This is a genomic window from Paenibacillus sp. TAF43_2 (assembly GCF_052113545.1).
Classification (GTDB): Bacteria; Bacillota; Bacilli; order Paenibacillales; family Paenibacillaceae; genus Pristimantibacillus.
The window spans coordinates 1-13,991 of record NZ_JBFRDK010000019.1; the positions used below are offsets into that span (position 1 = coordinate 1).

At 45.3% G+C, this 13,991-nt stretch carries 13 protein-coding genes, 1 tRNA gene, 1 rRNA gene and 1 pseudogene; 12 read left to right on the forward strand and 4 right to left on the reverse strand.

What is annotated here, in order from left to right:
- The first annotated feature begins 166 nt into the window (after positions 1–166).
- From rrf to AB4Z17_RS06350, 12 genes and pseudogenes are all read left to right on the forward strand, one after another.
- Positions 167–283 (forward strand): 5S ribosomal RNA (rrf, locus tag AB4Z17_RS06295).
- 88 nt (positions 284–371) lie between these two features.
- A complete protein-coding gene (locus AB4Z17_RS06300; protein WP_441958806.1) occupies positions 372–1,565 on the forward strand; it encodes a GNAT family N-acetyltransferase in 1,194 nt (397 codons plus the stop codon).
- Positions 1,566–1,694: 129 nt separating this feature from the next.
- A pseudogene (guaB, locus tag AB4Z17_RS06305) lies at positions 1,695–3,014 on the forward strand (IMP dehydrogenase); the annotation flags it as partial.
- Between the two features lie 188 nt (positions 3,015–3,202).
- Positions 3,203–4,258, forward strand: a complete 1,056-nt coding sequence (locus tag AB4Z17_RS06310; protein ID WP_441958862.1) for a D-alanyl-D-alanine carboxypeptidase family protein — start codon at positions 3,203–3,205, stop codon at positions 4,256–4,258.
- Between the two features lie 127 nt (positions 4,259–4,385).
- On the forward strand, positions 4,386–5,267 hold the full coding sequence (pdxS, locus tag AB4Z17_RS06315) for a pyridoxal 5'-phosphate synthase lyase subunit PdxS (RefSeq protein ID WP_076271759.1): 882 nt from the start codon (positions 4,386–4,388) through the stop codon (positions 5,265–5,267).
- 77 nt (positions 5,268–5,344) lie between these two features.
- Positions 5,345–5,929, forward strand: a complete 585-nt coding sequence (gene pdxT, locus AB4Z17_RS06320) for a pyridoxal 5'-phosphate synthase glutaminase subunit PdxT (protein WP_441958808.1) — start codon at positions 5,345–5,347, stop codon at positions 5,927–5,929.
- A gap of 48 nt (positions 5,930–5,977) precedes the next feature.
- On the forward strand, positions 5,978–7,264 hold the full coding sequence (serS, locus tag AB4Z17_RS06325; protein WP_441884864.1) for a serine--tRNA ligase: 1,287 nt from the start codon (positions 5,978–5,980) through the stop codon (positions 7,262–7,264).
- Positions 7,265–7,348: 84 nt separating this feature from the next.
- A tRNA-Ser gene (locus tag AB4Z17_RS06330) sits at positions 7,349–7,437 on the forward strand.
- Positions 7,438–7,560: 123 nt separating this feature from the next.
- Entirely contained in the window at positions 7,561–7,908 is a 348-nt protein-coding gene (locus tag AB4Z17_RS06335; RefSeq protein ID WP_083682741.1) for a hypothetical protein, read from the forward strand.
- 15 nt (positions 7,909–7,923) lie between these two features.
- Positions 7,924–8,100 carry a hypothetical protein gene (locus AB4Z17_RS06340; protein ID WP_339205924.1) on the forward strand — a complete coding sequence of 59 codons (177 nt, stop codon included), beginning with the start codon at positions 7,924–7,926 and terminating at the stop codon, positions 8,098–8,100.
- 43 nt (positions 8,101–8,143) lie between these two features.
- Positions 8,144–8,293 carry a small acid-soluble spore protein P gene (locus tag AB4Z17_RS06345; RefSeq protein ID WP_076271763.1) on the forward strand — a complete coding sequence of 50 codons (150 nt, stop codon included), beginning with the start codon at positions 8,144–8,146 and terminating at the stop codon, positions 8,291–8,293.
- A gap of 138 nt (positions 8,294–8,431) precedes the next feature.
- Positions 8,432–9,490, forward strand: a complete 1,059-nt coding sequence (locus tag AB4Z17_RS06350; protein WP_441958809.1) for a hypothetical protein — start codon at positions 8,432–8,434, stop codon at positions 9,488–9,490.
- Between the two features lie 62 nt (positions 9,491–9,552).
- Here the strand turns inward: AB4Z17_RS06350 and AB4Z17_RS06355 are convergent, their stop codons facing one another.
- From AB4Z17_RS06355 to AB4Z17_RS06370, 4 genes are read right to left on the reverse strand one after another with little or no spacing between them, the layout of a single operon-like run.
- The gene (locus tag AB4Z17_RS06355) at positions 9,553–10,314 is read right to left on the reverse strand and encodes a PHP-associated domain-containing protein (RefSeq protein WP_441913506.1); all 762 of its coding nucleotides are present in this window, start codon (positions 10,312–10,314) and stop codon (positions 9,553–9,555) included.
- A gap of 31 nt (positions 10,315–10,345) precedes the next feature.
- The gene (locus AB4Z17_RS06360) at positions 10,346–11,173 is read right to left on the reverse strand and encodes an energy-coupling factor transporter transmembrane component T family protein (protein ID WP_441913508.1); all 828 of its coding nucleotides are present in this window, start codon (positions 11,171–11,173) and stop codon (positions 10,346–10,348) included.
- Positions 11,160–12,983: an ABC transporter ATP-binding protein gene (locus AB4Z17_RS06365; protein ID WP_441958811.1), complete on the reverse strand. Its 1,824-nt coding sequence runs from the start codon at positions 12,981–12,983 to the stop codon at positions 11,160–11,162. The genes AB4Z17_RS06360 and AB4Z17_RS06365 overlap by 14 nt, the downstream gene beginning before the upstream one ends.
- The gene (locus tag AB4Z17_RS06370; protein ID WP_441958813.1) at positions 12,980–13,861 is read right to left on the reverse strand and encodes a cell division protein FtsQ; all 882 of its coding nucleotides are present in this window, start codon (positions 13,859–13,861) and stop codon (positions 12,980–12,982) included. Before AB4Z17_RS06370 ends, AB4Z17_RS06365 begins: the two co-directional genes overlap by 4 nt.
- Positions 13,862–13,991: the final 130 nt, after the last annotated feature.

A 13,991-nucleotide genomic window follows, 5' to 3' on the forward strand; every position in this document is an offset into this window, starting at 1 on the left:
GGTTCGGGGTGGAAGCACAGGCAATGTGTGTAGCTGACGAATACTAATCGGTCGAGGGCTTATCCTAAACACGTTTACTGTGACCCATACATCCGGTAGACAGCAGCATAAAGGCTTCAGCAAGCCTAATCTTTCGTATCCAGTTTTCAGCGTGCAACACGCTACGTTTGGTGGCGATGGCGGAGGGGAACCACGCGTTCCCATACCGAACACGACCGTTAAGCCCTCCAGCGCCGATGGTACTTAGACCGCAGGGTCTTGGGAGAGTAGGACGTCGCCAAGCACGAGAGACCTATCGCATGTGATGCGATAGGTTTTTTTGTTGTTTATGCGGTATGATAGGGTTATATCAAATTTGGAGGTGCTTCGAATTGGAAACGCGTATCGTTATTAAGCATACCGGTGTAGAACAATTTGACGAGACTATGGCTTTATCTCAATTTGCATTTCAATATGAACGTTCTGCTGCAGAGCTAGAACAAACGAAAGAGCAGTATGAGAGTGAGCCTACTGTAAGGTACGGAGCGTATGTCGATAATCAGTTGGCTGCGCAAGCTGCAGTGCTAAAGCTGCAAACCTATATCGGAGGCAAGGTTTTTGATATGGGAGGTGTTGCAGGTGTTGCGACATGGCCAGAGTTCAGGAGGCAGGGGCTAGTTGCTCAAATACTCATTCAATCACTGTTAGAGATGAAGGAGAACGGTCAAACAGTTTCTTTTCTTCATCCTTTTTCATTCAGCTTTTACCGTAAATTTGGATGGGAAACTTACACTGAACATAAAACCTACACGATTAAGACGGACATGCTTCCAGCAAGAATAGCATACGAGGGTAGATTTGAGCGCATTACAGGAAACTATAGTTTGCTGAATGATGTCTATCAAGCCTATGCATCTCAATTTAATGGCTCATTGGTGCGTGACGACTTCTGGTGGAAGTATCGGATTAACAGAAGAAAACCAGGCCAGACTGCACTTTATTATGATAAGAGCGGAGCAGCACAAGGCTACGTCATTTACGAAGTTAAAAATAGCCGGTTAACGGTTCATGAGTTTGTTCATTTAAATGAGCCTGCAAGAGCTGCCATATGGTCATTTCTTGCACAGCATGATTCAATGATCGAAGAGCTGACGATTAAAATGCCATCTAACGATCGCCTTCCCTACTTGCTGAGCAATCCGAGAATAAAACAGGAAATCACACCTTATTTTATGGCTCGAATTGTGGATGCGGAAGCTTTTGTGAGCCAATATGATTTTAAGGCAGCAGATCATGCTGATGACATTCATATTCAACTGATCGACGCTCAAGCTCCATGGAATAATGGTCATTTTTTACTTCATATCGATGCGTCTGGGAAAGCTTCACTTCGTCGTAAGGACGATAGTGAAAAAATAGATGATGCAATTAAACTGGATATTGGTTCCTTTACGAGTGTGCTATTTGGGTATATTCAGTTAGAGCAATTAGCCCAATTCGCACGCATAGAAGGAGATATAGGATTGGTTAAACGCTTACAATCTCGTATTCCCGAACGAACTACGTATTTACCTGACTTTTTCTAAAGAAATAGCATGTTTTGAGACTTCCAAATCGAGTATAAAACAGGATGAACAAAGGTATTCATCAGCCTTGACAGCCTATACCCCCTCTGCTAATATTGCTAATAATATATGTGAGACGTACTTAAATAAATTAGCGCTGGTATGGACACCGTTACAGAAGCCGCATTGGCGATTGCAATTGCGCGTGAGGGTGGTATCGGCATTATCCATAAGAATATGTCGATTGCACAGCAAGCGGAGGAAGTTGACCGTGTAAAACGTTCGGAGAGCGGTGTAATTACAAATCCGTTTTCGCTTACGCCTGATCACCATGTTTACGACGCAGAAGAATTGATGGGAAAATACCGCATCTCAGGCGTACCGATTGTTGATCAAGATAAGAAGCTTGTAGGTATTTTGACCAACCGTGATTTGCGTTTCGTACATGATTATTCAATTAAGATAAATGAAGTTATGACTCGTAACAACCTTGTAACGGCACCTGTTGGCACAACGCTGCAGGAAGCGGAAGGCCTTCTTCAAAAGCACAAGATTGAGAAGCTGCCGCTGATTGATGAGTCCAATACACTTAAAGGTCTTATTACGATTAAAGATATTGAGAAAGCAATCCAATTCCCTAATGCGGCTAAAGATAAGCATGGTCGCTTGCTTTGCGGAGCAGCGGTTGGTATTTCGAAGGATACTATGGATCGTGCAGAAGCATTGGTTCAATCAGGAATTGATGTTCTTGTTGTAGACTCGGCACATGGTCACCACATTAATATTTTGGATGCAGTTCGTAAGCTACGTGCTACTTACCCAGACCTTACTATTATTGCAGGTAACGTTGCTACTGGCGATGCTACCCGTGATCTTATCGAAGCAGGCGCTTCCGTAGTTAAAGTAGGGATTGGTCCTGGATCGATCTGTACAACTCGCGTTATCGCTGGTATCGGTGTTCCACAAATTACTGCAATTTATGATTGCGCGTCAGTTGCTCGTGAATATAATATTCCGGTTATTGCAGACGGCGGTATTAAGTACTCAGGTGACATTACGAAAGCAATCGCATCTGGAGCAAGCGCGATTATGATCGGAAGCTTGTTCGCAGGTACAGCTGAAAGCCCTGGCGAAACTGAAATTTTCCAAGGACGCAGCTTTAAAGTCTACCGTGGAATGGGCTCGCTTGGCGCTATGAAGGAAGGAAGCAAGGATCGTTACTTCCAAGAGAACGAGAACAAGCTTGTTCCGGAAGGTATCGAAGGACGCGTTCCTTACAAAGGGCCGCTTGCTGACACTGTTCATCAATTGCTCGGCGGTTTGCGTTCAGGTATGGGCTATTGCGGTACAGCTTCTCTGGACGAGCTTAAGAACGATACACAATTCGTTCGTATTACAGGTTCTGGTCTTCGTGAAAGCCATCCACATGATGTGCAAATTACGAAGGAAGCTCCTAACTATTCACTATAAGCTATACTTTCTAGATTCAATAATAACAGACAAGGAAAGGCGACTGAGTCGCTGGCCCTTGTCTGTTTTTTTTATGAAGGATTACTCATTGTTCTGTAACCTGTTTGTGGTTTAATTGTTAGGCTTCGATATGTTACAATTAACAACGGACAAACCAAGTGGGAAAAGGGGAGACGACGTTGAAGGAAATGGTAAGGCCGGTTCGAATAAAGACGGTCATCGCTGCAAGTTTGGCGGTTTGGATGGTAATGCTGTCGCTTGGTTCTGCGGTAGCAATGGCGAATGGATATCAAGGAAGAGAAAGTACGAAAAACGATTTAGGCTTACAAGTGAAAGCTGCTATTCTAATTGATGCGGATTCAGGACAAGTGTTGTATGAAGTGAATTCAGAGGAGCAAATAGCTGGAAGTGAGCAAGAGTTTGTTAAGAAGATGAATGAGGTAGCTGCGGAGTTGGGTCTTAAAACAGCTATTTTTACAAGTGCGACTGGTCTATCGGAGACAACTGTTATTTCTGCGACGGACATGGCGAAGCTAGCACAAATTATTTTGAGCAAGCACCCTGAATTTTTGGATTATTCTAAGCTGCAGGAATATAAATTCCGTGAACGCGACAAGGATCCAATCATCAACATTAACTGGATGCTCGGTACAAACGTGAATCAAAAGGGCCTTAAGCACTTAGCTTATGAAGGCGTTGACGGCATGAAAACAGGCTTCATTAATGCTGCTGGCTACAACTTCACGGGTACTGTAAAAAGAGGCGAGCAGCGTTTTATTAGCGTCGTTATGGATACTGCTACAAAGTCTGCTCGTTTCAATGAAACGGCTAAGATGTACAACTACGGTTTCAGCACTTTTGAGAAAAAGACGGTGCTTGCGCCAAAATCTGTGGTAGAAACAGCGAAAACGGTTAAGATTAAAAAGGGTAAAAAGAAAACCTTGCCGATTGTAACGGAAAAAGATATCACGTTTATGGTTAAGAAGGGCGTAGAGCCTAAAATCGAGGTTGTATCCAGCGATGTGAAATCAGAAGCTGAGCTGGTAGCTCCGATTCCAGCAGGCACGGTTGTAGGTACAGTAACTTACAAGTACACGGATGCCGAAACGAAACAAGAGCTCAAAAAAACGGTTAACCTCGTTACAACGGAGGATGGAACGAAAGCAGGCTGGTTCCGCTTGATGTTCCGTGGAATTGGAGATTTTTTCTCAGGTTTATTTAATGGAATCGTCAATTTGTTCTAATCCGAGTAGAAAACAGGGGAATAAAGCAAATCAAGGCTTGTCGATTATTCTTGCATCCTGTAAAATCAATGGTTAGAACAACTGCGGTAATATACAAATTAATGGATGAAAATAGGAGGATTTTAGCATGGAAACAGGTACATCGCGCGTAAAACGCGGCATGGCAGAAATGCAAAAAGGCGGCGTCATTATGGACGTTATGAGCGCCGAGCAAGCGAAAGTAGCAGAAGCAGCAGGAGCAACAGCGGTAATGGCGCTTGAGCGCGTCCCTTCCGAAATTCGTGCAGCAGGCGGAGTAGCTCGTATGGCTGATCCGACAATTGTAGAAGAAGTAATGAAAGTTGTATCGATTCCAGTTATGGCAAAGGCTCGTATCGGGCATTATGTAGAAGCAAAAGTGCTCGAATCCATGGGCGTTGACTATATCGATGAGAGTGAAGTACTTACACCAGCGGATGAAGTTTTCCACATCAGCAAGCATGAGTTTACAATTCCATTCGTATGCGGAGCAAAAGATCTTGGAGAGGCTTTGCGCCGTATTCAAGAGGGAGCAGCAATGCTTCGTACGAAAGGTGAGCCGGGAACAGGCAATATCGTAGAGGCTGTTCGTCACCTTCGCTTGATCAATGGACAAATTCGTAAAATTCAAGGTTTGTCGAAGGACGAGCTTTATCATGAAGCTAAGGTTCTTGGCGTAGCTTACGACTTGCTTCTGAACGTACATGAAACGGGTAAGCTTCCTGTCGTTAACTTCGCAGCAGGCGGAGTAGCTACTCCATCCGATGCAGCTTTGATGATGCATCTTGGAGCAGACGGCGTATTCGTAGGTTCTGGTATTTTCACATCAGAAAACCCAGAGAAATTCGCTCGTGCAATCGTTGAAGCAACGACACATTACCAAGATTACAAGCTAATTGCTGAAGTGTCGAAAAACTTGGGAGCAGCTATGAAGGGAATCGAAATTTCCAAGCTTAACTCCTCCGAGCGTATGCAAGACCGCGGTATCTAATAGTTGTAATATGCAGGTGCCGGCTTAGCGCGAATAGTGCTGCCGGCTCTTGCCCGTAAAGGAAGGCGAGTAGAGCGATGAAGATAGGCGTACTAGCGCTTCAAGGCGCAGTGGCAGAGCATATACGAAGCTTAGAAGCGGCGGGCGCAGAGGCGGTCGCCGTTAAGCGGACCCATCAGCTAGAAGAGCTGCAAGGGCTTGTTATTCCGGGCGGCGAAAGCACGACGATCGGCAAGCTGATGCGCAATTATGGCTTCATGGAGGCTATTAAGGATTTCTCTGAACAAGGCAAACCATTGTTCGGCACTTGTGCTGGTCTTATCGTTTTGGCTGATGAAATAGAAGGCCAAGAGGATGCGCACTTGCGCCTTATGGATATGACCGTTGCAAGAAACGCATTCGGGCGTCAACAAGAAAGCTTTGAGACGGATTTGGATGTCAAAGGCATTGACGAACCGGTTCGCGCTGTATTTATCCGAGCTCCATTGATCAAAAAAGTCGGAGCAGGCGTAGACGTATTGTCTACATACCGAGATGAAATTGTAACAGCAAGACAGGGACATCTTCTAGCTGTATCGTATCATCCGGAGCTAACGGACGATTATAGGCTGCATGCATACTTCGTTGATATGGTGAAGGAAGCAGCTGCAAGCAAGGAATAAACGTTTACAATAATAAAATTACTCCCTTCAGAGAGGGGCTTTTGGATCGTGCTGGATGTAAAATTGTTAAGAAATGAATTTGAGAAGGTTGAGAAAGCGCTGCTTGATCGCGGAGCTTCCCTTGATCTTATTGCTAATTTTCCTGCGCTCGACACTAGGCGCCGTGATCTTATTCAAGAGACGGAGCAGCTGAAGAGCAGACGCAATACGGTTTCGCAGGATGTAGCTAAACTCAAACGCACAGGCGGCGACGCAGAATCGCTTATCCTTGAGATGAGAGAGGTTGGCGACCGCATTAAAGAGCTTGACGATGAACTTCGTGAGCTGGATGTACAAGTGATAGAGCTGACTCAAGCGATCCCTAACATTCCTAGCGATAGCGTGCCAGTCGGCAAGTCGGAGGAAGATAATGTAGAGCTGCGCAAAAATGGCGAGGTTCCAACCTTTGATTTTGAGCCCAAGCCACATTGGGAGCTTGCGCAATCACTCGGCATATTGGATTTCGAGCGTGCAGCAAAGGTAACGGGATCACGTTTCACGTTCTACCGCGGCCTTGGAGCTCGTCTTGAGCGTGCGCTGATCAGTTTTATGATGGATCTTCACAGCGATAAGCACGGTTATGAGGAAGTCTTGCCTCCATATATCGTTAATCGTGACAGCTTGATCGGTACGGGTCAGCTTCCGAAGTTTGAAGAGGATTTATTCAAAATTTCGGATTCGGATTATTTCCTTATTCCGACTGCAGAGGTACCAGTTACGAACCTGCACCGCGAAGAGATTTTGCCGATTGAAGAGCTTCCGAAATATTTTGTAGCTTACAGCTCGTGCTTCCGTTCAGAAGCAGGTTCTGCTGGGCGCGATACACGTGGTTTGATTCGTCAGCATCAGTTCAACAAGGTTGAATTGATCAAATTGACAAAACCGGAGGATTCATACGAAGAGCTGGAGAAAATGACCGCTAACGCGGAGAAGGTTTTGCAGCTACTAGGACTTCCTTACCGTGTTCTAACGCTTTGTACGGGAGATATGGGCTTCACAGCGGCTAAAACATATGACCTTGAAGTGTGGCTGCCAAGTGCAGGCACGTATCGTGAAATTTCGTCCTGCTCAAATGTAGAGGATTTCCAAGCTCGCCGTGCGGGTATTCGTTTTCGCAGAGATACGAAGAGCAAGCCGGAATTCGTTCATACACTGAATGGTTCGGGACTTGCTGTGGGCCGTACTTTTGCGGCAATCATCGAGAACTTTCAGCAAGCGGACGGCTCTGTGACGATTCCAGAAGTACTGCGTCCGTACATGGGCGGCATTAGTTCGATCGATTCAACAAAGCTTTAAAAATTTTTTTTGCCACATGGTCAAAATGTACTTGCATTTTTATTTTGACCTGTGGTATTATATTTCTTGTGACAAATGAACGATGGAGAGATACCGAAGCGGTCATAACGGGGCAGTCTTGAAAACTGTTAGGGCGCAAGCCCACGTGGGTTCGAGTCCCACTCTCTCCTCCATATTTTTTAAAATGCACATGACAAGCCCAGACGCTAAGCGTTTGGGCTTTTTTTTCATTCTATCCCCTCGTATAAAATAATGCCGCACTTCGCATGTTATACGATGTGGAGGTGCTTCATTTAATGGGTAAATCAGATGAACTGCAAATGAATCAAGAAAACTTGGCAGATGCTTGGCGTCAAACCTTGCCAGAGACGCTAAAAGACGCTGACCGCAGCAGAGTGCTGCCTGATGAGTCAGATTCCAAAGCGCTGCGCGTAACGATCGATACAGCCGGACATCAAATGTATTCGTTTGATTTTAAAGTTACTTATGTAGATAGCCGTGAAGTGAAGGTTGAGCTTATCGATGTGGAGAAAGACAAGGTATCCATCGATGAGCGTGGAGACATCATTCAAGAGCTGATACAAAATTACACTAGACATCTGCATGAATGTGCTCAAGCGCTGCAACGCTTGACGCATGCTTAGAGGAGAGAGCTGCTTATGACGAAGGCACAAGGAACGGCTGATAAAAACTTATCTAATGTGGTAGAAGCTTTGGAGGTTGAGGCGGTTAACAGCCATCAAGCTCAGCAATTGCAGCAGGACAAGAACGATCGAAGCAATCAGGATGATATGAACCATGATCATCCAACAGATTTAGAACATCAAAAAAATTAACGCTTCCCTCGAAGCCGATGAGATCTAAATAGGAGGAATCCAAATGTCGAAGCCAGACAGCATTCCGGTGCCGGAAAGCAATCCGCAAAATAATCGGAAGCGTAATGACGGAGGCGGGCAGCAAGAGCCGCTTTCTGGATCTAAGAAAACAAAGCAGCGTAATCATGTGGATCATCATAACCCGCAAGGATAGATCAATGTGCTGCTAAAAGCTAGTTCAAACGTCCCGTTTCAGTACGCTGAAACGGGATTTTTTGGATATAACTTCTAAATGAAGTTATTTTAGTATAGAATGGAGGTGCTCACAAAAAGATAGGGAGGAACATACTACATGAAGAATGTTCAAAAAATAGCGGTTCTTATGTTAGCCGTTATTTTGATTGTTATTGCAGGCTGCAGCTCGGCAAAACCACCGAAGGAAGCTTTGCAGGCGGCTATGACGAAAATTAATGAAGCGGACTCATATGCAGTAAAAATGTCATTTGGCTTGGATGAATTGGAAGTTCCGCAAACGGCATCTTTGGAAGGCAACGCAGCTGCTACAGCAGCAATCGTAGGGATGATTAAAGATGCAACCATTACAGTTGATGCTGTATATAAGAAAAAACCGATGCGTACCGATATGAATATGCAAATCGTAGTGCCAGGCGACATGGAAATGAAGTTAACGGTACCTATGATTATGACTGAGGAAGCGCTGTATGTGAAAATACCGCAAGTTCCGATGCTGCCATTGCCGGAGACGATTACAAGTAAGTTTATTAAAATTGATCTCAAGGAGCTTGCTGAGAAAGAAGGCACGGCTAAGCTAGACCTTGCTGCACAACAAAAGTTAGGCAAAGAGCTCGGAGAAGTAATGCTTAAGCATTTTGACGAGAAAACATACTTCAGTCAGCCTAAGGCTGAGGCAGCTGGCCTGCCTGCTGATATGAAAGCAGATCAAATCATCGCTTTTGAGATTAATGAAAGCAACTACCCAAAAACAGTAGAAACCATCGTTAACCAAGTGCTGCCAGAGGTGCTAAATGTATTGCTTGCTAATGAAGCATCATTAAAGACTCTTCAGCTTGATAAGGCGAACATCGAGAAGATGAAGTCGGATCTTGAGACGAATAAAGCAGAGATTCTAACCACATTAAAAAATGATGTTAAAGTGAATACTCTGAAAGTAACGGGCGCTATCACAGATGGGTATCTTGCTTACCAATCGGGTAAGGTAAGCATTGAAGGCTCTGACAAAGAGAGCGGCCAGAAGATGAAGCTTGGCCTTCATTATGATGTTACTTACTCCGAGATTAATAAAGATGCGAAGTTCGAAGGTGAAATTCCGACGGATGCGATTACACTGGACGAATTGACACAGATGTTCCAACTGCCAGTTGGTCTGTAATAGAGTGAAAATGAAGCAGCTCCTGAGTGTCAGGAGCTGCTTTTTTAGTGAAGCGGGTGTTCTTACAAAGCGACAACCATCGATTTTTTTAGAAGCTCTTTCATCATTTGGGCAGCTTTTACCTTTACATTCAAGCAAGCGGAAATTTCAAGCTGATAATTGCCGCTCAGCAGCTCGCTGCGCAGTTGTTCAGCTGTTTCGCAAATGTTATCTACATGATTAACAACGCTGCCGAATTGCAGAGGCTGATGTGAGTCGCTTCCTGCAATGACCTTTAAGCCAAGTTGATCTGCGAATTGTCGAACCTGATCAGCCATGCCGAAACCATATTGGTATAAATCTTTTGCATTTATATCAAGTGCATCGAGGCGTCTGAGTGTGTCAGCATCATGGTGAGTGAGCGGCGTGCTTTCTCTCATGGGATGAGCACCAATTCGAAGCAAGGGATAGCCGTCGGTGCGGTTCATCAGCTCTTCTAAAGCGATAAAGCTATCTTTTGCGGTATGGGGCTCAAGCTGCTGCCGCAGATCACGAATGTGGCTGCGGTTTCCAATGATTAGAATATGGCCTTTATTCGCTATATCAACCTCCATGCCAGAGAAAACCTTCAAGCCCTCCACGACATAATAATCACCTTTGTATTCAAAATGATGATCCAGCTGATCCATCATATCGGCAAAGTGAAGCGTGTTAAAATGCTCGGTCAACGCCACCGCGTGCAGACCGTTTTCTTTGGCTTCGCGAGCCATGGAAAGGAAGTAGTCGAGTGAAAAATGTGTTTTCTTTGACAGCTTGCCATGTGTATGCAAATCGATGCTCATCATTAGTGTGTTATCTCCATTCCATTATGTAGTTTTAAAAGGAAATGAATTGTCCAAAAGCAACCAGCCCGATCATATAGAACAGGGAGCAGCTTAAAAAAATAAAATCATGCGGTCGAACCTGCATATGCGCAAGCTTAAGCTTCTTCGTCTCAGGGCTGACAAGCGAATAGGTAAAGCCGCGCACCTCCAATGCTTCGACCGTCGTTCTCGTTCGCTTAGCAGTATTCAGAATGAGCGGATAAAAGGCATAAACGCTAATCTTCGCCATGTATATAATTGAACGCCAGCGAAGAAAACCCTTATTGCGGGGAGCGCGGCCGCGCAATCGGAATGAGTGAATAAGGTTATGGTACTCCTCAATTAGAATCGGAAGCATCCTATAGCCGTAGGACACACCAAAGCTGAATTGTCCAGGCATCCCCATACTAAGCAGGGCGTCACTCAGCTTCTCGGGATCCATGCTGGAGAACACGGCAATGCTGGCCAGCGAGATGATTAATATTTTTAATGTTAAGGTCAATAACGGCCATACGCCCGCTAGACTCCCTCCGAAGAAGATGGAGCCGAAAAAAATATAACTAATCTCACTTACCAGGCCGACGCCCATAATAAGTAGAACAAGTGGACTAACCTTTGAAGATAAAGTAAGGACAAGCATTGGAATAAGCAAGCCAAGCAGAATGGCTTTATTATGAAAGAACCAAGGCGCTATGGCGAAAAAAGAATACCAAATCAGGAGGATACGCGGATCAAAGCGCGACAGAAAGGTCGATTGTCTGCCGAAAGCGGTACGCATCAGCTCAATTTTAATTTGTTCTACGCTCAGCTTGTCGAGCATGCTTTGTTTAATTGCTTCCAATCGTAATCTCCTCCTGCTCAAATGGGTTTGACGGATTTATATTTCGGATGAGCCGCGCGGTGAATTCATTGACAGATAGGCAAGGCGGCTCGAAACCCAGTCTTTGACTAAGCAAAGCGATTTGCGGCGCAATGAGGCCTGCTTGTTTGAGAATGGCAACATGGCTGAATAACGAGCGTTCATCTGTATCGAGTGCGACGCAGCCATCGTGCATAACGATAACGCGATTTGCCCATTCGGCAACCAGCTGCATATCATGTGTCGCTATGATGGTCGTTTTTACATGATCCTGCAGCTGCGCCAGCATTTCAGTCATTTCACGGCGGCTCGCTGCATCAAGGCTGGCTGTCGGTTCATCCAGCAGCATGACAGTGGGACGCATGGCGAGTCCGATCGCTAATGTCGCTCTGCGCTGCTGTCCGCCGCTGAGCAGTCTGCCATCTCGATCCTGCAGGGCGGTTAGCCGCAGCCTCTCCAGAATTTCATCAACGAAAGGGTGATAATCAGCAATTCCGCGGGCTTTTAGAAAATATTCAACATCCTTGCGGACGGAGTCTTCAATAAACATCTCCTCTGGATTCTGATAAATATAGGAGACAAAATCAGACAGCAGTTCAGGTGAAGATTGCTTCGTAATATGCCCGCATATGGTTAAGAGTCCTTCCGTAGGGCGCCGAATACCCGAAAGGAGCTTGAGCAGCGTTGATTTGCCAGCGCCATTATTGCCGACAAGAGCAATACGATCGCCTTCATTAAAGCTAATGCTCATGTTCCGAATGACGGGATGCATCGTTCTTGCAATTGTTTTGTAGCTATAGGAGACATTTGCAAACGTAATAAGGGGCTGCTTAATATGTTCATTATTAGAAATAGGCTTATCCGTTAGGACATCTGAAAGCGTGAATGACGATTTAAGCATCTTCTCAAAATAAGCGACTGCTTCATCGATGGTGATTGGGTATGGTGATGAATCCTCACTTTTTGCTTTTCCGGAAGCAGCCTCTAGTGTACAAACAGCAAGCGTAACCTGCGGCGGTAATATATGCAGTTCAGCAAGCTCATCAACCGCAGATAATGCCTCATGGACAGGCTTCACCCAGCGTATTGTGCCGCTATCCATAAGTACGACCCTATTGCAATATTCTGCAATAAACTCGGTATGGTGCTCAATGACGATGATTGTTTTGCCATGCTTTTCATTCAGCAGCTTAAGTTTGTCGTAGATGAGTCTAGCATGAAAAGGATCTAGCTGCGCCACAGGCTCATCGATAATAATAATTTCTGGATCGAGGGATAAAGCGCCAGCCAGCGCCGTAAGATGCTTTTGTCCACCGCTTAGCTGCCAAATCCACTGATCCTTCAAATGATCAATGCCAAGCATGGACAAAGCTCGAAGTCCGCGTTCACGGTAATCGCTAAAGCCATAATTAAGTGGAGCAAAGCAGGCTTCGTCATAGACGGTCGGCCGAACGAGCTGGTTCTCAAAATCCTGAAACACGTAAGCGACCTTGCGTGACAAGGAGGATACCGTTTCCTCGGCAGCTATTAGCCCTGCAACTTCAATGGAGCCGTCTAAATCGCCGACATAATAGTTTGGAATAAGGCCGTTTAAACATTTGCAAAGCGTTGACTTGCCACTGCCATTCGTTCCTGCTATAGCGATAAACTCGCCGGGTTGAACAGTAAGCTGAATGTTGTGAAGCGCCTTGTTCTCCGCTCCTGGATATTGAAATTGAATGTCCTGCAGTTTAATGATGGGGGCCGCCTGCTGCGGCCCCTGCAGGTTGGCTTGGAAGGATGAAGGTCTCAAAGCTTAACATCCTCCGTCGTGCGTGCAGATTTGGATTTGGCACGAAATGCTGCGATGAGTGTCAGTATGAGCACTAATGCGGCTGCAGCAGCACTAATCCAGATGAATCCACTGCCATATTGCYCGATAAATTCTGGCTCCCATACAGCAAAGTTAATATCAGACTCGGACAAAAATTCTGCAACGATCCCGATAAAAACAAATATAATAGCGGTAATGAGCAGCCGCGGCGTTATTAGCTGTCCGAATGAAATGGAAACTCTGCTGTCGCGTGGCTTAATGCCGAGAAGCGGCTCGATTTTTCCATATAGACGCGGTACGAGAAATAAAGTAGGCAGCAGGGAGAAAAAGATGCCGGTTATGACCATAGCGTTAAGGAAACCTACGCCTTCGATAAGCAATATGCTTTCGGGAATGCCTGGAACAGCTTCAAGCTCTTCAATCCCAAACCAAACCTTGCTGATGTCGACAATCGCCCCAAGCATCTGGTCAATACCTACTGCAACGAACGAAGCGAGTGCGAGCTGTTTACGATTTCGTGGATCGCTAACGAGCAGGCCAGCTATGTACATGGCAATCGTAAATTCTATGAATTTTTCTAATTCTCCGAGTCCGCCGAATTGTCCAAGCAGCAGTTCCCCGAATATAACCTCGCCAAAGGATGCGCCAAGTGCAGCATACAGCGGATTAAATAGAATACAAAGCGTTAATGGGATAAAAGCGAAGTATTCGACCTTTAGCTCAATCGGACCAAGCTTTAGCTCAGGAATAAGCTCGGAGAACATGTTGGAAATACCGTACAAGGACATCGATAAAATGAATACCATAAGCTTCTGCGATTGCGTTAGCTCATAACGGCGCTTAGGCGCTGTAACCATTGTGATTCCTCCTAATTTTTTTTGAGGCGGAATGCGTCTCGAATGCCTCGATTCAAAACGAATTCTTCTACAATATAAAGATCGAATGTTATCAGATCATCAACAAATTATTTCGATTACGTAAAATAAA